General features: G+C 63.4%; 12 protein-coding genes. 9 read left to right on the top strand and 3 right to left on the bottom strand.

Annotated elements, in window-relative coordinates; all coding sequences use genetic code 11:
• Positions 1 to 19: 19 nt before the first annotated feature.
• Together dapB and H351_RS19325 are read left to right on the top strand one after the other, a co-directional pair.
• Entirely contained in the window at positions 20 to 784 is a 765-nt protein-coding gene (gene dapB / locus H351_RS19330; RefSeq protein WP_019748144.1) for a 4-hydroxy-tetrahydrodipicolinate reductase, read from the top strand.
• The gene (locus tag H351_RS19325; protein ID WP_020907483.1) at positions 781 to 1,245 is read left to right on the top strand and encodes a hypothetical protein; all 465 of its coding nucleotides are present in this window, start codon (positions 781 to 783) and stop codon (positions 1,243 to 1,245) included. The genes dapB and H351_RS19325 overlap by 4 nt, the downstream gene beginning before the upstream one ends.
• 35 nt (positions 1,246 to 1,280) lie before the next feature.
• Here H351_RS19325 and H351_RS19320 read toward each other — a convergent pair whose 3' ends face one another.
• A complete protein-coding gene (locus H351_RS19320; protein ID WP_019748146.1) occupies positions 1,281 to 1,937 on the bottom strand; it encodes a DUF3105 domain-containing protein in 657 nt (218 codons plus the stop codon).
• A gap of 47 nt (positions 1,938 to 1,984) precedes the next feature.
• Entirely contained in the window at positions 1,985 to 2,932 is a 948-nt protein-coding gene (locus H351_RS19315; protein ID WP_244891501.1) for a hypothetical protein, read from the bottom strand.
• Positions 2,933 to 3,134: 202 nt separating this feature from the next.
• Here H351_RS19315 and H351_RS19310 point away from each other — a divergent pair, with 202 nt between their 5' ends.
• Positions 3,135 to 3,533 carry a DUF1801 domain-containing protein gene (locus tag H351_RS19310; protein WP_019748148.1) on the top strand — a complete coding sequence of 133 codons (399 nt, stop codon included), beginning with the start codon at positions 3,135 to 3,137 and terminating at the stop codon, positions 3,531 to 3,533.
• A 7-nt stretch (positions 3,534 to 3,540) separates the two neighbouring features.
• Here the strand turns inward: H351_RS19310 and H351_RS19305 are convergent, their stop codons facing one another.
• A complete protein-coding gene (locus H351_RS19305) occupies positions 3,541 to 4,698 on the bottom strand; it encodes an isochorismate synthase (protein ID WP_029255213.1) in 1,158 nt (385 codons plus the stop codon).
• A 201-nt stretch (positions 4,699 to 4,899) separates the two neighbouring features.
• Here H351_RS19305 and H351_RS19300 point away from each other — a divergent pair, with 201 nt between their 5' ends.
• The 6 genes from H351_RS19300 to H351_RS19275 all read left to right on the top strand — a co-directional run bounded on the left by H351_RS19300 (position 4,900) and on the right by H351_RS19275 (position 21,479).
• The gene (locus H351_RS19300; protein ID WP_003942230.1) at positions 4,900 to 5,130 is read left to right on the top strand and encodes a phosphopantetheine-binding protein; all 231 of its coding nucleotides are present in this window, start codon (positions 4,900 to 4,902) and stop codon (positions 5,128 to 5,130) included.
• Positions 5,118 to 5,918 carry a 2,3-dihydro-2,3-dihydroxybenzoate dehydrogenase gene (locus tag H351_RS19295; protein ID WP_019748150.1) on the top strand — a complete coding sequence of 267 codons (801 nt, stop codon included), beginning with the start codon at positions 5,118 to 5,120 and terminating at the stop codon, positions 5,916 to 5,918. The genes H351_RS19300 and H351_RS19295 overlap by 13 nt, the downstream gene beginning before the upstream one ends.
• A gap of 41 nt (positions 5,919 to 5,959) precedes the next feature.
• Positions 5,960 to 7,624: a (2,3-dihydroxybenzoyl)adenylate synthase gene (locus H351_RS19290; RefSeq protein WP_019748151.1), complete on the top strand. Its 1,665-nt coding sequence runs from the start codon at positions 5,960 to 5,962 to the stop codon at positions 7,622 to 7,624.
• 37 nt (positions 7,625 to 7,661) lie between these two features.
• Complete coding sequence (locus tag H351_RS19285) at positions 7,662 to 8,309, top strand: isochorismatase family protein (RefSeq protein WP_029255214.1); 648 nt, start codon at positions 7,662 to 7,664, stop codon at positions 8,307 to 8,309.
• Positions 8,310 to 8,356: 47 nt separating this feature from the next.
• Entirely contained in the window at positions 8,357 to 8,809 is a 453-nt protein-coding gene (locus H351_RS19280; protein ID WP_029255215.1) for a flavodoxin family protein, read from the top strand.
• A 208-nt stretch (positions 8,810 to 9,017) separates the two neighbouring features.
• The gene (locus tag H351_RS19275; RefSeq protein WP_244891374.1) at positions 9,018 to 21,479 is read left to right on the top strand and encodes an amino acid adenylation domain-containing protein; all 12,462 of its coding nucleotides are present in this window, start codon (positions 9,018 to 9,020) and stop codon (positions 21,477 to 21,479) included.
• Positions 21,480 to 21,481 lie beyond the last annotated feature (2 nt).

Here is a 21,481-nt window from a genome sequence, read left to right as displayed (position 1 = left end):
ACAATGCATCGGACGGAGCGTGGAAGACGTGAGTGCAGCACCCATCAGGGTCGGGGTTCTGGGAGCCAAGGGCAAGGTCGGTCGAGCGATCTGCGAGGCAGTGGAAGCTGCTCCCGATCTGGAACTTGTCGCTCAGGTCGATACCGGTGATCGCATCGAGACGTTCGTCGACACCCGCACTCAGGTAGTCGTCGATTTCACGCACCCCGACGTCGTCATGGGAAATCTGGAATTCCTCGTGGCCAACGGAATTCACGCCGTGATCGGCACCACCGGTTTCGACGAGTCCAGGCTTGCGACTGTGCAGTCCTGGCTCGACGAGCAGCCTGCAACGGGTGTTCTGATCGCCCCGAACTTCGCCATCGGTGCTGTGTTGTTGATGCGTTTCTCGGCTGCCGCGGCGCGCTTCTTCGATTCCGTCGAGGTCATCGAACTTCACCACCCCAACAAGGCAGATGCTCCCTCGGGCACCGCATACCGAACGGCCGCCATGATCGCCGAAGCTCGCGCGGAAGCAGGCGTCGGACGCAGCCCTGACGCCACCACGACCGAGCTCGAGGGTGCGCGCGGAGCCGACGTCGACGGAGTCCGGGTTCACTCCGTGCGGATGGCCGGACTGGTCGCGCATCAGGAAGTGATTCTCGGAACTCAGGGCGAGACGCTGACCATTCGCCACGACTCGATCGACCGGAATTCGTTCGCGCCGGGCGTTCTGCTCGGTGTCCGCCAGATCGGGTCACGTCCGGGCCTGACGGTCGGTATCGATTCCTTCCTCGATCTATGAACAAGACCACCCGCACCCTCGCGCTGATCGTTGCGATCTGTATCGCGCTCGCGGTGTACTTCGTATTGCTCGGCCAGCGCGGAATCCAGCTCATCCAAGACGGAGGCGGCGCCGCGATCGGTCTCGGGATCGGCGTGCTGATCCTGCCGTTCCTGGGGCTGTGGCTCGTCATCGCCACCCTTCGTGCCGGCTTCACACACCAACGCCTCGCGCAGCAGATTCACGACGAGGGCCTCGCTGTCGATGCGTCTTCACTTCCGAAATTGCCTTCGGGCCGGATCGAGCGGGCGGCTGCCGACGAGTTGTTCGCTCAGATCAAGGTCGACTGGGAAGCGGACCCGGACAACTGGAAGCAGAACTTCCGACTCGCTCGCGCCTACGACTATGCCGGTGACCGAAGCCGGGCGCGGGAAACCATGCGCCGCGCAGTGGAACTGGAACGTCGGTCGCGAGGCAAGTAGTTTCTCCCTGCTGTGAACAGGGGTCTGCTGGGATGCTACCGCTCCGGAACTGTTGCGGGAGAAGACGGATCCGGAGTGGTGGGGTCGAATGGCGGCGGGTTGTTCGGGTCGAAGCTAGTCATCGGCACCGAACACGTCGCGCCCACTTCGGGATACGTGTTCGGGTTGACTCGTAGCGCCGAGACGAATTGATCGATGCGAGCGTCCTCAGCGTTGTCGAGTTTGAGTTGACGGCCCCAGGACTGCAGCGAGATCGGCGAATCCAGGGTCGGATACGGCGACATCAAGGTGTAGCTCATGCCTTCGACTCGCTGTGCCAAGCGCGCCTGATCCTCACTCGAGACCAGGTCGGGGTTGTACGTGATCCACACTGCCCCGTGCTCGAGGGAATGGACCGCATTCTCGGTTCGAATGGCTTGCGGGTAGACAACTCCGGTGCAGTTTGCCCAGACCGAATCATGGCGACCACCGAAGGGCGGTGAATGTGTGTACGCCACACGTTCGTTCGGCCGTACGTGTTGAGCTGCCGGGTAGTCGACCGTGACAACTCCGTCGATGGATTCGGACGGATCCGGATTGTCGACGCTCGGAACAAACGCATCCGGTCGAGGTGTTCCTTCGAGAGAATTCGCGCACGAAGCCAGCGCGAGAACTGTCGAGATCGCCACTGTTGCTCGAAGTTGTTTGTTCACTCGGCCATGATAGCGGCGCCCGTCCGCTTTCCCGAGACGTGAATCGACTACGACCCGAGAGAGCTTGTGGTTCCGCCCGAGCGCGCGATGTCACTGGCGCCTCGAAGAATTCGGAGCGGAGGCAGCGGCCCTTGGTATGCCTCGGAGCCACTGATCAGATCACCGGCCGCGTCGAACGCGATCGCTTCACCTTGTGGCTCGTCGGGAAGGGGCACACGAATAGGCGTGGTGGTCAAGGCTTTCGCGACATCGCCGTCGGGAGCTGTGTAGAGGTAGACATCGGTGTAGGTGCGCAGCGCTACCACCGTGCCGTCTTTGCTCACGGCGCCTCCGGTGACAGCCATCGTTCCGGCGTGGGGGACCGGCCCACCGGAAGTGAGGGTGGGAGAAAATCTGAGCTGACCTACCTTGGCCAACATGGTCGGCGACGCCGTCCTCGGATCCTGAACCTGCTGTCGCTCAGCGGTTGTGTAGACCACGCTTGCGCCCAGGTAATCCTTGGTGACGATGACGGGAAGCCCGTTGCTCTGGATCAGCAGTGTCTCGGCATCGTGCGCCCCGTCCGGATAAACCAGGGGGTAGGAGGTCGCGGCACCTGAAGTCGGATCGAGTTCGATCAGCCCGATCGACGTTCGTACCGCGTTGTTGTCGCCGATGTCTGCCAGCCACAGGTGGCCGTCGGGAGTCGACGAGAGATCCTCGACATCGACACGAGGGGTGCCCACGCTGATCCAGCGCTGAACGTGGCAGTTCGAATCGAGTTCGGCGACTCGATCATCGGAGCCGCTGTCGCCGATTGCGTATATCCCGGCCGCGGTGACGGTGAGTCCGGACAGCTCGGAAAGGCCTTCATCGGTGGGTGTGCACAGTACGTCGAAGACGCGCGGGGCCTGTTGCGCCGCCGCCGGAACAGTGTGAACGCCGACGACTGCGGCGGCGAGAAGAACCGATCCGGCAGCCGCAGCGACTGAATGGGCGAGCGGGCGATTCCACATCACGATGCAGTCCTCCGGGCCGAAGAATCGGGACTTAGTGCCCAGAGAATACTGGACGTCCGTCTCACTTTGTCCGAATTCCAAGAAATCGCGCTTGCCGAGACGTCGTGATGCGTCAGTGATTCGCTGAGTGAATGTTGGTGCAGGAGGGGATACTCGACTCACCGGAGATCGGCGGCAACGAGCAGGAAGTGACGAAGCGATGGCGAAGCGTGATTCCGAAAAGCAAGGCGCAGATTCCCCGTCTCAGTTGATCGACCAGCGAATCGAGGAACTCGGAGACTGGCGGGGCGAGATGCTCTCCCGGATACGAACTCTGATCAAAGAGGTGGATCCGGATGTGTTGGAGGAATGGAAGTGGCGAGGAGTTCCCGTGTGGTACCACGCCGGAATGATCTGTACCGGTGAGACTTACAAGAGTGCAGTGAAGGTGACTTTTGCCAAAGGCGCATCACTCGACGACGCCTCAGGTCTCTTCAACTCCAGCCTCGAGGGCAATACGAGACGGGCGATCGATTTTCACGAAGGTGAAGCCGTCGACGAAAAGGCGTTCAAGGCACTCGTTCACGCCGCGATTGCCCTGAACACCTCGAAGAAGTGATGCCTGGTCAGAGCTGATGTTCAGCGAGGTCGAACGCACTGAGTAACGTGCGGAATTTTGTACTGGTCTCTCTCAGCTCGATTTCCGGATCGGAGGAAGCGACGATTCCGCCGCCTGCGTACGCCCGCGCTGAGAGGCCGTCTGCTGCAATCTCGGCGCAACGAATAGCCACCATCCACTCGCCGTCTCCGGTTCGGTCGCACCAGCCCACGGCACCGGCGTAGAACCCGCGGTCCCCTTCGGTCGCGGTGATGTGCTCGCGTGCGGCGCCCGTCGGTGTTCCGCAGATGGCGGGGGTCGGGTGCAGCGCCATTGCCAGCTCGAGCGAGGTCAGGCTCGGATCGGCCAGGACACCTTCGATCTTGGTCCCGAGGTGCCACAGTTGCGGTGTCCGAAGGAGTTCCGGTGCGCTGGGTGCAGTGAATGATGTGCACAGTGGTCCGAGTATCGCGCTGATGGAGTCGACTACAAACGCGTGTTCGGCGAGATCTTTGGTCGACGCGCGGAGTTGCTCGGCATTCGCCTCGTCCTGATCTGAATTCGGGTGCCGTGCAATCGAGCCCGCCAACGGGTGGCAGGTGACGACGTCGCCTCGCCGTTCGATCAGAACCTCGGGCGTCGAGCCGACCAGCGAACGCCCGCGGTACTTTCCTCCGGCGGGGGACAAGTCGACGCAGAAACCGTTGTGCGCGTGATCGAGTGCAATCAGTTTCTCGGCCAGAGCGGCGGGAAAGATCGTGGACTCGGCCTCGATGGTCAGGGAGCGTGCGAGGACAACTTTGTCGAGTTCGCCTGCTCGAAGACGTTCGATGGCGCCGCGGACTCTGTCGGTGTGGATCTGCGCGCTGGGTTCGAATCCGGCTACCCGCGAAGTGGGTAGCGTCGGTACGTTCGAGTGATATAGATCACCGCGGACTCGTGTGAAACTCAGTGGCGCGGTGAGGGCGGACGCCGTCTCCGGTGAGAACGGCAGGGCGCCGACGACCGAGTCGATGCGCCCCGTTTTGAGGGCTTCAGCGGCGTCGAAGGCCGAGTCGAATTCTTCGACTACTCCCGAAGTGCGGATCGACGTTTGCCTACGTGAGAGCAGGAAAACGGAGTCCGTTTCATCGTCAGTCCGGTTGTTGCGCAACGGGAATTCGGAGACTTCGGCGAGTGCTGACATTGACACCCTTCCAGTTCGACAGGATTACTTGCTATGTTGAGGCTAGCCTTAGTTTGGGTGAATTTGTGTCGTGAGCATCCGGGTTGTGTACTTCCGTACCGTTATGGTTAGGCTGGCCTAAAGTAAAGGCGTGCGGACGGGGTCGACACGAGGGGTGGGTTGGCTCGATCTGAGCGCGTCGACCACTACTCGAGGAGACCGATGAGCAACACCGTGGACCGTGACCAGATCGTGCGCGACGTCGCCGAGGTTCTGTCGATGAGGGCAGAACAACTCGGCGACGACGCGGACCTGGGTGACGAAGGACTGGACTCGGTTCGCTTGATGACGCTCGTCGAACGATGGCGAGGAGCGGGCGCGGATGCCGACTTCGCGGAGTTGGCAGAAGAACCGACGATCAATGCCTGGGTTCAGGTGCTGTGCCCGCAGTGAGCGATCGCCGAATTGCCGTAGTCACCGGTGCGGCGGCGGGGATCGGCGCCGCAGTGGCCCGGACTCTTGCGCGCGACGGGTATTCGCTGGCACTTCTCGATCGCGACGACGTCGAACTGAAGCGGGCAACTGCGGAATTGGCAGAAACAATCGTCGAAGGCGCCGATATCGAGAGTCACGTCGTGGACGTGACCGATCGGCAGGCAGTCGACGCGGCAGTGGCCTCCACGATGGACACGTTCGGCCGGATCGACGCGCTCGCGCACGTCGCCGGAATTCTCGACACCGGATCGGTGCTGGACTCCGATCCAGACCAGTGGCGGAAGATATTCGGCGTCAACGTATTCGGATTGCTCAACGTTCTGCAAAGTGTGGGACTGGAAATGCGTCGCCGGCGGGCTGGGTCGATCGTGGTGGTCTCGTCCAACGCGGCCGGTGTCCCACGTATCGGGATGGGTGCTTACGGTTCGTCCAAAGCTGCTGCCACCATGTTGGTTCGAACCGCGGGCCTGGAGTTGGCTGTCGACGGGATTCGCGTCAACGTTGTCGCTCCGGGTTCCACAGACACAGCGATGCAGCGGTCTTTGTGGTCGGACCCTTCCGACGATTCGGGTGCCGACGCTGTCATCGAAGGCAATCTGGCGGGCTATCGCCTGGGCATTCCGCTCGGAAAACTTGCCACCGCAGACGATATCGCGGACTCGGTGCACTTCCTGCTGTCCGACCGGGCGGCCCACATCACCATGCAGGCGCTGTACGTCGACGGCGGAGCGACGCTAAAAGCGTGAGATGTATTTGCTGACAGTACTTTCGAAGAGGAGTCACTTGCATGACATCGAGGATCGCTCGCGAGCCCTTGGCGCCCGTCGCACAGTATCCACCCGAATTGGTGACGCATTATCGGGAACGAGGCTACTGGACTGACGAGACGCTGGCCGGATTCATCACGGCCGCGGCCGCACGGCATCCCGACAACGAAGCGGTGGTAGGCAGCGATGCCACCGGGGCACAAACACGGCTGACGTATTGCGACCTCGATCGTCGCAGCTCGGCAGTGGCCGGAGGCCTGTCCGGGTTGGGTGTTCGCGCCGGTGACCGTGTGCTTCTGCAGCTACCGAACATCGTGGAATACGTCGAAGCATTGTTCGGTGTGTTGAAGCTCGGCGCCCTGCCGGTATTCGGGTTGCCGGCGCATCGCCGAACCGAAATCGGATACTTCTGCCAGTTCGCTGATGTCGCTGCCTATATCGTCGCCGACCGTCATGGCGGGTTCGACTACCGCGCACTGGCGCGTGATGTGAACGAAGGCCTCGAGACTCCGCCTGTTGTGATCGTGGCCGGTGACCCCGAAGAGTTTGTCGGTTTCGATTCGCTGCGCGGATACGAGGTTCCCGTTCTTGCCGACGTCGATCCGTTGTCGGTCGCCTTTCTTCAGCTTTCCGGTGGCACGACCGGTGTTCCGAAGCTGATTCCGCGAACGCACGCCGACTACCTCTACTCGGTGCGGGCATCCAACCCGATCTGCGGCGTCGACGATTCGACGCGCATGTTGGTGGTTCTCCCTGCTGCGCACAATTTTCCGATGAGTTCGCCGGGCATCCTGGGTGTCTTCCACGCGGGCGGCACCGTGGTTCTGGCGCCGGACACCATGCCGTCCACAGCTTTCGGTCTGATCGAATCAGAGCGAGTCACGCACGCGTCGCTGGTTCCACCGATCGCATTGGCCTGGATGGCCGCCCCCAGCAAGGCAGATCACGACCTGTCGAGCTTGCGGGTTCTCGGCGTCGGCGGAGCGAAGTTCAGCGCCGAAGCTGCCGCACGCGTACCCACGGAGCTGGGCTGCACCCTTCAGCAGGTGTTCGGCATGGCTGAGGGTTTGGTCAACTACACCCGCCTCGACGACACGCAAGAATTGATCGTCAGCACGCAGGGCCGGCCCATTTCACCGGACGACGAGGTTCGTGTAGTCGATGACGATGGCGCGCTCGTCGAGCCCGGAACCACGGGGCACTTACTGACTCGGGGGCCGTACACGATCCGTGGCTATTACCGGGCGGATGCGCACAATGCCGAGGTCTTCGACGCCGAAGGTTTCTATCGCACCGGCGATCTGGTCAGCGTCACCGATTCGGGACACCTGATTGTCGAGGGCCGCGCAAAGGACCAGATCAACCGCGGCGGTGAGAAGGTGGCCGCCGAGGAGATCGAGAACCACCTGCTCTCGCATCCTGCTGTCCACGATGCGGCCGTCGTCGCTGTTCCCGACGAGTACCTGGGCGAGCGAACCTGCGCCGTTCTGGTGATTTCCGGAGATGCACCGACCGTCGGCGAGATCAAGCGATACATACGAGGCCGAGGCGTTGCGGCGTACAAGGTTCCGGATCGAGTGGAGTTCGTGACCGAGTTCCCCGTCACCGGCGTCGGAAAGACCAGCAAGGCGGCCTTGCGCCGTGTTCTCAGCGAATCGATTGCCGCACAGACTCTGTCGAGTTGATCGGTTCCCACCCCCCACATTTTCGAGGAGATTCATCATGGCGCTACCCACAGCAGTGCGATACGAGATGCCCACCGAGTTTCCGCAGAATCGGGTCGACTGGACTCTCGATCCTTCCCGAGCGGTGCTGCTTCTGCACGACATGCAGGAATATTTCGTGAACGCGTACGACCGAAGCGTCGACCCGCTCCAAACCGTGGTTCCGAACATAGACCGGCTTCGTTCGTCGGCGCGAGCTGCCGGAATCCCGATCGTCTACACCGCGCAACCCGGAGATCAGGATCCCGAGGAGCGTGCGTTGCTGTCGGATTTCTGGGGACCGGGTCTGAAGGCAGATCCCGCTCACACCGACGTGATCGCCGAGTTGGCTCCGCATCCGGACGACGTGATGCTCACAAAATGGCGCTACAGCGCCTTCATCAAAACGGATCTGCGTGAGCGGCTGCACGAGAGTGGGCGTGACCAGCTGATCATCACCGGAATTTATGCCCACATCGGTTGCCTGACTACCGCTTTGGACGGGTTCATGCAAGACGTGCAGATCTTCTTCGTGGGCGACGCGGTGGCCGACTTCTCCCTGGGCGAGCATGTCGGCGCCCTCGAGTACGCGGCCGGGCGCTGCGCCTCGGTCACCCGAACCGATGACCTGGTCAAGGCGATGAGCGCGGAAACGGTTTCGGCGTAGGCGTGAACGGCGACGGGTGCGCCACCCGTCGCCGTATTGTCAGGTGTGTGAAGACTTTGTTGGTGGTTCACCACTCGCCCTCGCCGACAACCCACGAATTGTTGTATGCAGTCCTGGCCGGGGCTCGCGATCCCGAGATCGAGGGCGTCGAGGTGAAGGTGGTGCCGGCGTTGGCGGCGACGGTGCCCGACGTCCTCGCTGCTGACGGCTATCTTTTCGGTACCACCGCCAATTTCGGTTACATGTCGGGCGCGCTCAAGTACTTCTTCGACACCACGTACTACCAATGTCTCGGTGCGGTGTCGGATCGGCCGTACGGCCTGTGGGTTCACGGCAACAACGACACTGCTGGTGCCGTGTCGTCGGTGCGCAAACTCGCGACAGGGCTCGGATTGGTCGCGGTGGCGGATCCACTCGAAGTGACTGTCAGCGTGGACAAATCTGTCCGCGATGGTTGTTATGAACTGGGCGGAACCGTCGCAGCAACGCTGATGGACTAGCCTTCCACTTTCTCGTTTCGGTTCACGAAAGAGACTGTCCCGCAAGTGGTTGTAGAAGCGCGTGTCCTCTGGTGAACGCGTCGGGAGCCGTCGGTTCTCGGGTCACCGGCGAGGCGGATTCCCCGATTCATTGACATTTAGTTTAGGCTACCCAAAACGACGTTAGGTCACCCTTGGGTGACGTGTGTCCACAGACGAGGGGATCAGTGTGAGCGTTCTTCCAGGTTCGAACTCCGGAGCGGCAAACGAAGCTACGTTTGCTCTCACAGGAGCTCAACTCGGGATTTGGAACGCACAGAGGCTTGATCCCGAATCTCGGAGCTATCTCGTCGGCGAGGTGCTCGAAATCTCAGGCGACGAACCGATCGACACCGAACTTCTGACGGCCGCCATCAGGGCGACGATCGGCGAAGCCGAAACCATGCGGCTGCGGATGATCGAGACGGCGGACGGCCCGCGTCAGTACATCTCCGACGAGCCGGTTGGCGTCATCCCGATCACCGACGTCCGTGACGAGCGCGATCCCGTAGCCGTGGCGCACGCACTGGTCGACGCCGAGCGCAGCCGAGCGTCCGAGTACTGCCGCTTGATGGTGGAGCGCCCGCTTTACACGTACTCGCTGATCAGGCTGTCCGATCGCGAGATCTGGTGCATCCAGCTCTATCACCACCTGATCGTCGACGGATACAGCGCAGCCATGATTTCGCGTCGTGTCGCCGCGCACTACACGGCGGCGAAGAAGGGAACCGACGTCGCACCAACGCGATTCGGTTCGATGAGTGCGTTGGTCGCCGAGGACGAGGCGTACCGGGCGGGCAACCAGTTCGTCGAAGATCGTGACTACTGGCGTGATGTCCTGACGCCTTTGCCCGCGTTGGACGGGCGGGGCCAGCAGGTCACCGGTCCAGCGGAACGAACGATCCAGGTTCGCGAGGTCATCAGTGCCGATGCCCTCGGCCGCCTCAAAGAGGTGGCAGACGCGACGGGAACAACGTGGGCCGAGACGCTGATCGCCTGCTACGGCGCGTTTCTCCACCGGTTGCTCGGTGAGACGGATGTTGTCATCGCGATGCCACTCATGGCGCGCGTGGGGCGCACGGCACTCAAGACCCCGGCGATGGCAGTCAACGTTCTGCCTCTCCGGTTGACGATTCGCAGCCACGATCGACTCGGTGACCTGAGCAAGCAGGTGGCCGCCACGATGAAAAGCCTGCGCGCACACCAGCGCTACCGCGGTGAGAATCTTGCTCGGGACCTGGGCGTCGCAGGCACCGGCGCACTGCTTCACGGGATCGGAATCAATCTCAAGGCTTTCGACTTCGCCCTCGATTTCGCCGGCGCTGTGGGTGTACTACGTAACGTCGCCGGAGGTCCGCCCGAGGACCTGGGTTTGACGGTCACCCCCATCGCGGACGGCGAAGTTCTCCTCGGGTTCGAAGTGGACGCGCGCACCAACACTCGGGATTCGGTTCAGCGTCGCCTCGCTGGTTTCGTGAGCATCGTCAACGCGATGGTGGGGGAGGGAGACCCTGCCGTCGGACAGGTGCAGATGATGCCGGCACCCGAAGCTGCGCGGATCCTTGCCGGCCGTGAAATTGAACCTGTGCCTGGCTCCGTCGCCCTCGTCCCGGACGTCTTCGACCGCATCGTCGCCGATCATGCGGATGACACGGTCCTGGTGTGCGGTGAGGAACGTCTGACAGGCGCAGAACTCGGTGGCCGCGTCCACAAACTCGCCCGGTTGCTTCGGGCTCGCGATGTCGGCCCGGACGACATTGTCGGACTTGCGCTTCCGCGTACCTCCGAGATGGTGGTGGCTCTGCTCGCGACACTGAACGCGGGCGCAGCGTACGTGGCCCTGGATCCGCAGCACCCGGCCGAGCGGTTGCGGGATCTGATCGACGACGCGCAACCGAAGGTGGTGCTCACCACTTCCACACTGGCTGAGCAACTCGTCGGAGATTCTCGACCCGACCCGCTCGTACTCGATTCCGCCGCAGTGCGCGAAGAACTCCGTGCCCATTCCGAGCTTCCACTCGAACTCGGTGAACTGGCGACGGCGCGGCATGTCGATCACCTGGCGTACGTCATCTACACCTCGGGATCGACAGGCAAGCCCAAGGGAGTGCTGGTCAGAAGCGGTGGATTGGCGCACCTGCTTCACCACCACCGCGCCACCATCTACCGGGACACCGCCGAGCGCGTCGGAAACCGCCAACTGCACACCGCGCATACGGCGTCGTTCGCCTTCGACGCGTCTCTCGATCAACTGCTGTGGCTGCTGTGTGGTCATCGGGTGCACGTATACGACGAAGAACTGCAGAAGGACGCCGTTGCCCTGGTCGCGGCGTTCGAGCGAGATTGCGTCGACGTGGTCGACACGACGCCGTCGATGGCGGCAGCGATGGTGGACAACGGATTGCTGCGTACGCAGCGGTTGCAGCTCCTCGTCGTGGGCGGCGAGGCGGCACCGCCCGCACTGTGGGACGCGATCATCGAATCCGGCGTTCCCGCTCGAAACCTCTACGGCCCCACTGAAACGACGGTCGACGCGATCGCGACCACGGTCGAAGGTGCCGGACCGCGTATCGGGTACCCGCTCGCGGGAACCCGCGCGTACCTGCTCGACAGCGCGCTCGAACCGGTCGCCGACGGTGAACGAGGTGAGCTCTATCTGGCCGGACCGCAATTGGCCAGGGGATACCTCGGTCGCGCCGGAGCGACCTCCGAGCGTTTTGTCGCAGATCCCTTCGGGGCTCCGGGAGATCTGATGTACCGCGCCGGGGACGTCGCGCGCTGGGTACCCGGGCGGGGATACGACTTCATCGGTCGTAGTGACAAGCAGGTGAAGATCCGCGGACATCGCGTCGAGTTGAGCGAGGTCGAGGCTGTTCTCGGATCGGTGCCCGGAATCGGCGCGGCCGCCGCGCTGATCCGTACGGATGGAGGACGGCCCAGCCTGGTCGGCTACGTTGTAGCCGCCGCCGGTACGACGCTTCCGCCGCAGGAAGAATTGCGCCGAGACCTCGCCGGTCGCGTACCGGATCATCTGGTTCCCGCCGCAATCGTCGTTCTGGACGAACTACCCGTCACGGTGAACGGAAAGCTCGATCGTGCGGCACTACCAGCCCCGGCCACCGAATCGGAAGGTCGCGCTGCATCCACACCACACGAGGAAATCCTCTGTGACGTGGTGGCCGAGGTGCTAGGCCGCGAGCGCGTCGGTGTGGACGAGGATTTCTTCGGCCTCGGTGGTGACAGCATCACGGCAATCAGTGTCAGCAGTCGCCTGCGGGTGCGCGGACTGGTCGTCGCTCCGAAAGAGCTACTGGCACAGCGAGATCTGGGAACCATCGCCGCTGCGGCGCGTGAGATTGCCGATGACGCCGACGCCGTAGCCTCGGTTGCGGACGTGGCGACCGGCACCGTGATCGCTCCGCCGATCGTTCGGGCACTGATCGACAAGAATCCGACAGACGAGGCAATCGCGGGCTACACGCAGTGGACCGCAGTGCGCATCGACGACGGCCTCTCGCTTGGCGACCTGCAGTCCGGCGTGCAGACGATCCTCGATCACCATGACGCTCTACGTCTGCTCCTGCGCCGTGACAATGACAGCGGCACTACCGAATTGATCGTCCGAGACGTCGGCGCGGTGCGCAGCGAGGGGCTCGTTCACGAGGTGTCCGACACCTCCGAGCCGTCCCGGATCAGAGAGCTCGCGGAGGCGTCGGCGGCGAGTCTCGACCCACGCGCCGGTGAACTCCTGCGAGTCGTACTGGTCAATACCGAGGCCGGTCGACCCGACCACTTGATCGTCGTGGCTCACCATTTGATCGTCGACGGTGTGTCCTGGCGAATTCTGCTTCCAGACCTCCACGAAGCTACCGATGCAGCGCGCGAGCGTAGGTCGGCCCGGCTGGGTGCTGGTGGAAGTTCGTGGCGCCGATACGCGGGGTTGCTCGCAGAATTCGGGACCTCGGGCAGCATGGCATCGGAGCTCGAGTACTGGAAGTCCGCGTCGGTACAGGCGGACGACGAGCCGATCGGCAGTCGTCGTCTCGACCCGAAAGTCGACCTCACCGCAACCGCCTCTCGCACGACAACTGTTGCACCCCCGGCTGTCACCGACGCGCTGTTGACCACGCTTCCGGCGGCGTATCGAGCCAAGGCCGACGAAGTGCTTCTCGCGGGTTTGATGCTTGCCTTGCGCTCATGGCAGCACGGCCGCGGCCTCATCGGGCTGCCCGCGCAGACAGTCACCGTCGAAGGCCATGGCCGCGACGCGCTCACCAGCGACACCGACTTCGCCGGAACCATCGGGTGGTTCACCAGTGAGTTCCCCGTCCGGGTTCCCACCGATGCACTGCTCACCGCAGACGATCTTGCCGACGCACTGAGCGGCGGAGCAGCTGCCGGGCATCTGCTTCGTGCGGTGAAGGAAGCAAAACGCGCCGTACCCGGAGGTGGAGTCGGCTACGGAGTTCTGCGGCATCTGGATCGCGACACCGCACCTGACCTTTCCGCGTGCGCTACACCTGAACTGTTGCTCAACTATCTCGGCCGCTTCCCGTCCCTACCCGGAACCGGATGGCGATTGCCGGAGCAGGATCCATTCGCGGTCATCGAACCGGCGAGCAAGGCAATGTCGGAGGTGCTGGCGCTCAACGCATTTGTCCGAGAGGACGACTCGACGACGCTGGCAGTCGAATGGACTGCGGCGGGTTCAGTGCTCGACGCCGCGACGATCGTCGAGCTGCAAGAGCATTGGGAACGTGCGCTCGCCGCCCTGACCGCGCATGCCGCGCTCTTCGAGGGTGGTTTGACGCCTTCCGATTGCTCGGCGACGATCTTCGGCCAGGGCGCGGTGGTAGATCAAGCCGGGATCAACGAACTCGAAGCCGTCCACGGACCGCTTGCCGATGTACTTCCGCTCTCGCCGCTACAAGAAGGCCTCCTGTTCCACGCGGTCCGTGACGGCGAGGCAGACGTCTACACCCTTACTGCACGCTTCGACCTCTCCGGCCCGTTGGACGAGGTGAAGTTGGCCGACGCGTTCGAGACCGTGATCGACAGGCACCCGAACCTACGCGCAGCTTTCCACTACGAGCAGTTCGAACGGCCCGTTCAGATCATTCCGCGCGGTGCAAAAGTCGAGTGGCGTTCGGTCGACCTGACCTCCGTTCCAGCTGACACTGCATTCCGCTCTGCAGATCAGCTCGAGGACGAGGCCGCCGATTACGTCTTCGATGTCAGTACACCGCCTCTGCTGCGTGCGCTGCTGATTCGGCTGCCCGGCGGGGTGCACCGTTTGGTCCTCAATGCGCATCACCTGCTCACCGACGGGTGGTCGACTCCGATCGTCCTGCGCGAGCTGATGAACGTCTACCACGACGGCGATGCGCACCTTCCTGCGCCGACGCCGTATCGCGACTACTTGGCATGGATCGCCGGCCGTGATCAGGACTCTGCCCGCGCAGTGTGGAGTGAGCGTCTGCGTGGGCTCACCGCGCCGACTCTCGTTGCCGACGCAGGGGCGCCGCGAAGTGTGCCCGTCGCGCTCGAGGTTCCTCTCGCGACATCGGACGCCGAAGCGCTGATCGAACTCGGTCGTGCGCGAGCGCTGACGGTCAACACCCTGGTTCAGGGTGCGTGGGCAGCGGCGCTCGCCGAAGCGTCGGGACAGTGGGACGTCGTGTTCGGGGCCACGGTGTCCGGCCGACCTGCCGAACTCTCCGGGGTGGAGGGAATGGTCGGGTTGTTCAGCAACACGATTCCGGCCCGCCTCGACATCGTCGCGGATCAGCCCTTGCTGGATCAGTTCGTCGGTCTGCAGAACGCGCAGTTCGACATCGTGGACGTCGAGCACACCAGTTTGGCCGAGATCGAACGCATCGCCGGGATCGGTCAACTGTTCGACACGCTCCTGGTGTTCGAGAACTTCCCGAACTCCGGTGCGGGACAGCCTGCATCGCACACACTTCGAGTCGAGGGATTCACCAACCGCGGAGTCACGCACTATCCGATGACGTTGATGGCGCCGCCGAGCACCGGTCTGGATCTGGTCCTGTACCACGATCCGGCAGTTGTCTCCGAAGCCACGGCGCAGCGAATGGTCACACGGCTCGCGGAGATCCTGCGTGGGTTGCTGACCGAGCCGACAGCTCCCGCATCCGCGGTGCTCACGGTTGTCCGACAGGCAGCGTCCGTTGCCGATGCGGTGTCTGTCACGAAAAATGTGGCTGTCACGAAAAAGGTGGCCGCGTCCGATCCTGCGATCGATGTCGATCCCGCGGTCGTCGATGCAGTGTGCGCCTGTGTCGCAACGGTGTTGGAGATTCCCGACGTCGATCCGGGTGACAATTTCTTCACTCTCGGCGGTCACTCGCTCACTGCGATGCGGTTGGTGGGAAGTCTGCGGAAGCTGGGAATTCGCGTCGTCGTCTCCGATGTCTTCGACACCCCGACCCCCCTCGGTCTTGCCGTGGCCGCACGCGTCGATCAGAAGAAGTTCTCGCCGGATTCGGTTGCTGTCGTCGATCGACCCGCCGTGACCGTGGCGACGTTCCGCGCCCCGGCAGTGTCGGGAAATCCTGATCACGAGCGGTATTGGGTTCGCACGCTCGCGGGCTTGCCCCTCGAAACGGACCTTCCCTACGATCGCCCGCGCGGCGAAGCGTACCGCCCGCACACCTACGTTCGTCAGCTACGCGATGCGCGGTTCGGTGACGGATCAGGATTCGACGCGGTGCTGTTGGCCGCAGTGGCGGCGACGCTGAACGGCTTCGGTGGTGGTCGGGACCTTGCGGTCGGACTCTTCTCGGAAGGGACTGACAGCCTGATTCGGGTCGATCTGTCCGGTCGGCCGAGAATTGCCGATGTCGTTCGACGAGTCGAAAACGCTTTCTCTGAGGCACTTGCGCATTCCGAAGTCAGCCTGGACCGAATCGCCGATCTACTCGGGCGTCCCGCCAGCAGTCTGTTCGCTGCCCGTGTCGGTCACTCGCCCCGAGCGAGCGTCGACCTCGAATTCGTCCGAACCGCAACAGAACTTCGATTGACGGTTGATGCCGGGCTGTTCGACGCCGCGACTGCGGATGCATTGCTCGACGGTGTGATCGCGGTCCTCGGTCACGAAAACAGCACTGTCGTCGCGGATCTGCGATTGTCGGAAAGCAAGTCGGATCGCGATCCGGGCCGACGCGCGACGCCGCCGTCGGGGATCTCGCAGTTGTTCGCTCGACACGTCAGCCGTCACCCCGACGACGTCGCGGTGGTCTCCGGTGAGGTCGGAATTACCTACGGGGAACTGTCGGCGCGCGTCGACGAGCTGGCCCGCGAACTTCTCGCGGCCGGCGCCGGACCCGAGAAGGTAGTCGCCGTCGCGCTCGATCGAGATGCGGATCTGGTGGCCGGACTGCTCGCGGTACTGCGTATTGGTGCGGCGTACCTGCCACTCGACGTCGACTACCCGAGTGAGCGGCTCGAGTTCATGATCGAGGACGCGGCTCCGGTGTGTGCCCTGACCAGTATCGACAGCGCCGGGCAACTTCCGTCGACGGTCGCCACGAGTGTCTTCGTGGACGGTGAGTTCACCAACTCGGGTGTTGTGCTTCCTTCACCGCCCGCGGCGGGCGATCACCTCGCCTACATGATCCACACCTCCGGTTCGACGGGTCGCCCCAAGGGCGTGATGGTCTCGACGGGCAACCTCGCGGCCTTCGCGGACACGGTACTCGAGGATTGCTGGATCAGGCCGGGCGATCGCATCGTCGCGGTGACAACGGTGTCGTTCGACATCGCCGCACTCGAGTTGCTGTGCCCGCTCGCAGCGGGCGCGACTGTCGTGATCGCAGACCGCAGGACGGTTCGCGATCCGGATGCGTTGTCGGCGTTGATCATCGCAAGCGATGCGACAGTGATGCAGGCAACGCCGGCGCTGTGGCGAGTGGTCACCGAACACGAGAACGCATCCGGACTCGCCATGGTGCGAGCCCTGGTGGGAGGGGAAGCCCTCCCGCAGGATCTGGCTGACGATCTGGTGGCCAACGCTGCTTCGGTCCGGAATGTCTACGGACCCACCGAGGCCACGGTGTGGGCGACATCTTCGGTCATCACAACCGGTGACCGAGTCACGATCGGTCAGCCCTGGACCGACGTGCACGTGCGAATCCTCGACGACGACCTGCGTGAGGTTCCGGAAGGCGTTGCGGGCGAGCTGTATCTGGGCGGTGCGCAGGTGGTCCGCGGATACCTGAATCGCCCCGATCTGACCGTAGCTCGGTTCGTTGCCGATCCTTCTCTACCGGGGGCACGCCTCTACCGCACCGGCGATCTGGTCCGACGCAGGCGAGGGGTTTTGCACTTCCTTCGTCGTGCGGACGATCAGGTGAAGGTTCGCGGTTTCCGCATCGAGCTCGGCGAGGTCGAAGGCGCGCTCGGATCGGTGGCCGGTGTGTTCCGCGCGGCAGCCACCGTCCGTGTCGATGCGGCGGGTACCGGAAGTCTGCACGGATATGTGGTTCCCGAAGGTGGAACCACGCTCGATTCGGTACTGGTGCGCAAGGAGATTGCGCGGCTGCTCCCCGAGCACATGGTGCCGCAGAGCATCACGGTGCTCGAAGCACTCCCGCTCACCCTCAACGGCAAGGTGGACCGAAAGGCATTGCCCGACACCGCGCCGGATCGTGTGCCGAGCCCACTCGTAGCCGTCGATGCGGATCGTCGGGCACGGCTCGAGTCGCTGAGCCCGGGCTGGCAGGACGTGCTGCCACTCGGTCCCTTGCAGGAAGGCATGTACTTCCAGTCGGTTCTCGACGGCGCCGGCGGTACGGATGTCTATCACATGCAGCCGCGATTCGAGTTCTCCGCCGATGCTGCCGTCGACGTTCGCTCACTCCGAGCAGCGGGGGATGCGCTCTTGCGGCGCTATCCGAACTTGCGGGCCGGCTTCACACACGCCGGTTTCGACGCTCCGGTGCAGTTCGTGCCCAGGGCAGCCGAAATGCCTTTCCGCGAGATCGATCTGAGCGCAGTTGCGACCGAGGACATCGATCGCGAGGTTCGCGCCGTCGACGAGGCCGAATTCGGCACGCTCTTCGACTTGAATGCACCACCACTCATTCGAATGGTGCTGGTCTGGTTACCGGGTGGGGGAGCGCATCTCGTCTTCACTCAGCACCATCTGCTGACCGACGGTTGGTCGCAGACCTTGATGTACGCGGAGTTGTTTGCGCTCTACGAGTTTGCTCGCACTCACGGCACGGACCCGGTTGGACTCGACGGCGCGCTCGACAAGCCTGCGGACTTCCGTGATCACCTGCGATGGATCGCCGAAGCGGATCGCACGGACGCCCTCTCGTCCTGGAAGGACTACCTCGCGGATCTCGAGCAACCCACACTCGTGGGTGGTGCGGGATCAGGCGGACGCGCTCCGTTGCCGGTGTTCACCCGGGTTCAGCTCGAACAGAGCATCACCGAGCACGTTCGCGAGCTGGCCAGACGTAGCGGAGTGACGCTGTCCACCGTCGTTTCTGCGGCGTGGGGCCTGGCATTGCGCGCCGTGACGGGGCGTGACGACGTGGTCTTCGGATCGACGGTTTCGGGACGTTCACCCGAGGTCGAGGGCGCCGACCGCATGGTGGGCTTGGCGCTCAACACCATTCCCGTGCGTGTCCGGGTCCGGCCAGGCGAGGAGATCTCGGCGTTGCTCGGACGCCTGTTCCGTGAACAGGGTTCGCTGCTGGGGCATCACCATCTCGGGCTCGGCGACGTGCAGCGAAGCGCTGGGTTCGCAACACTGTTCGACACGTTATACGTCTTCCGCAACACGCCTCGTGACGAACAGGCACGTCGAGACACGTTCGGGCGCAGTGGAATCGTCGGGTTCGACGCAGTGGACGGCACCCACTATGCGCTCACGCTCGACGTGGATCCGGGTGCCGGGGATGCGCCGATGGCGCTCACTCTCGAAAATCGTCCCGACCTGATTCCCCACGACGTGGCTCGGGACGTTCTTTCACGCACCATCACGATCCTCGAAGTGATGGCGAATTCCGATACCGCCACGGTGGCGGACACGGCGGTTCCGCTTTCGCGCACCCCCGCGGAATTCGCTTCGGAGCACATTGTGATGCCGCGGCCGGACCAGGCCGGCGGTAGCGTGGACGCCTTGCTCCGCGAAAGGGCAGCGGCAACTCCGGACGAGACGGCGCTGGTCTTCGGAGACGTCACACTGAGCGCAGCCGAGATGAACACTCGAGTGGACAGGCTGGCACGGATACTCGCTTCGGCGCTGGGGCAGTCGGTGCCAGGCGCGGGATCGACCCGTGTTGTGGCGCTCGCACTTCCGCGTACCGCCGATCACGTCGTAGCGATCTTCGCGGTCATGAGAACCGGAGCGGCATACCTTCCCTTGGATCTGGCTCACCCGCCTGCACGCCTGCGCGAACTGATCCTCGACAGCGATGCGGCGCTGGTGATCACCACGACTCAGACGCGTGACCTCGTTGTTCCGGATGGACAGGTATGTCTGGTCCTCGACGACCCGGACGTAACAGGGGTACTCGACGGGCAGTCCCCGGCACCTGTAGTCGACGACGCCGCGGTGTGCGGGCCGACCTCACCGGACCAGCCTGCCTACGTCATCTACACCTCGGGCAGTACCGGAAAACCCAAGGGCGTCGTGGTGGGTCACCGCGGGTTGACGACGATGTATCACAATCACAAGGCCGAGATCTTCACTCCGACCGAAAACAGTGTGGGTGGCCGACGTTTGCGCATCGCGCACACAGTCTCGTTCTCGTTCGACATGTCATGGGAGGAACTGTTCTGGTTGCTCGCGGGGCATGAAGTTCACGTGATCGACGAGCAGGCGCGACTGGACCCCGCGTCTCTGGTGAAGCATTACCGCGAAGTCGGTATCGACGTCGTGAATGTAACCCCCTCGTATGCACGGGAACTGATGGCCGCCGGTCTCCTCGACGGGCAGCGGACGCCTGTATTGGTGATGCTCGGAGGAGAAGCTGTACCTGCCGAACTGTGGTCGCGATTGCGCGATCAGGACGGTGTCGACGGGTACGACCTTTACGGGCCGACGGAGTTCACGATCAACGCGATGGGATCCCCGGTTCAGGGGAGCGAGACACCGTGCTTGGGTCGTCCGATTCTGAACGCGTCCGCGAGGGTACTCGATTCGGGGCTGCGGGAGGTTCCGATCGGAGCGGCGGGCGAGCTGTACATGTCCGGTGACGGAACGGCGATGGGTTACCTTCACCGGACCGCGCTGACATCTTCCGTATTCGTCGCGGATCCCTACTCGGTCGGTCACCGCATGTACCGCACGGGTGACGTCGTTCTGCGTCGCCGCGACGGCGAACTCGAATATCTGGGTCGCGCAGACCATCAGGTCAAGATCCGAGGCATTCGGATCGAATTGGGTGAAGTGGAATCCGCGCTGGCGTCGTTGCCGGGAGTGTTGAGAGCGGCAGCGTCAGTCCGTAGCGAAGGCGGTGCGCCGCCGCGACTGGTCGGGTACGTCATCGAAGAACCTGGCGCTGATTCAACCGATCTGCGAGCTGCGTTGCGGGAACGCGTACCGGCGCACCTGGTTCCGTCGGACATCGTCGTCGTGGATTCGATCCCGCTGACGCCCAACGGAAAACTGGACCGCGGTGCGTTGCCGGCACCCCCCGCCCGAGCAGCGGCCCGAGCACCGCGAACCGAGATGGAAAGGCAACTGTGCCAGGTCTTTGCGCGCGTACTCGGCGTCGAGGCAGTCGATCCCGAAGAGAGTTTCTTCGATCTCGGCGGCGACTCGCTTCGAGCCATGCGACTGGTGGGGGAGATGGAGCATGACCTGTCGGTGAGCGTCGGTGTGGGAACGCTGATGGCCCGTCCGACAGTTGCAGAACTTGCAGCACACCTTGACGAGTCGGCGTCCGAAATCGATCTGAGTCGCGATCGCCTCCTGACACTGCGAGCCGAAGGCAGCGGAGAACCACTGTTCTGCGTGCATCCGGCCGGTGGATTCGCTTGGCCCTTTGCGCCTTTGACCGGTGTTCTCGAGGCTGACCGTCCACTGTTCGGCCTGCAGCTGCCCACAGTTGCCGGTGAGCCACTCGAACCGACGAACGTGGACCAACTGGCAGCGATGTACGTCGAGTCGATTCGGGGTGTTCAGCCGAGTGGGCCGTACCACCTGCTCGGCTACTCGTTCGGTGGCAACGTCGTTGCCGCGATGGCGGCTCAGCTGGTCGATACCGGCGAGAGGGTGGAGTTCGCCGGTCTGATCGATACTCATCCACTGGGAGATCGTGACGATCGTGGTCGTGACGATTCCGACGACCGAGATCTGGCCGCCGCCCTGCCACCCGAGATCCTCACTCAGGCACCGGGACTGGTCGAGGCTGTTCGGGCGGGTTTTGATGCCACTCGTTTGCTCGTCGCCCGCTCGACTGACACAACCTACGACGGACCGGTTACTCTGATCACCGCCGACGCCGAGGCGTCCGGACAGCTGCTGGCCGATCGCTGGCGCAGAGTCCGCGGGGACCGGGACATGGCAGTACACCATCTGCCGTACGACCACGCCGGATTGGTGACCCCAGCCGGGTGGGCGGCAATTGCCCCGCTGCTCGACAGCCATTTGTCGAAACGCACGGCCACATAGTT

This window comes from Rhodococcus erythropolis R138 (assembly GCF_000696675.2).
GTDB classification, from domain to species: domain Bacteria; phylum Actinomycetota; class Actinomycetes; order Mycobacteriales; family Mycobacteriaceae; genus Rhodococcus_F; species Rhodococcus_F erythropolis.
The sequence above is the reverse complement of the archived record's forward strand: the minus strand, read 5'-3'. Positions and strand labels throughout refer to the sequence as shown.

Coding starts and splice junctions, on each gene's coding strand:
- H351_RS19305 (WP_029255213.1), bottom strand. CDS start 4,698: ATGTCAGCACTCGCCGAAGTCTCCGAATTCCCGTTGCGCAACAACCGG.
- H351_RS19285 (WP_029255214.1), top strand. CDS start 7,662: ATGGCGCTACCCACAGCAGTGCGATACGAGATGCCCACCGAGTTTCCG.
- H351_RS19325 (WP_020907483.1), top strand. CDS start 781: ATGAACAAGACCACCCGCACCCTCGCGCTGATCGTTGCGATCTGTATC.
- H351_RS19315 (WP_244891501.1), bottom strand. CDS start 2,932: ATGTGGAATCGCCCGCTCGCCCATTCAGTCGCTGCGGCTGCCGGATCG.
- H351_RS19290 (WP_019748151.1), top strand. CDS start 5,960: ATGACATCGAGGATCGCTCGCGAGCCCTTGGCGCCCGTCGCACAGTAT.
- H351_RS19310 (WP_019748148.1), top strand. CDS start 3,135: ATGGCGAAGCGTGATTCCGAAAAGCAAGGCGCAGATTCCCCGTCTCAG.
- H351_RS19300 (WP_003942230.1), top strand. CDS start 4,900: ATGAGCAACACCGTGGACCGTGACCAGATCGTGCGCGACGTCGCCGAG.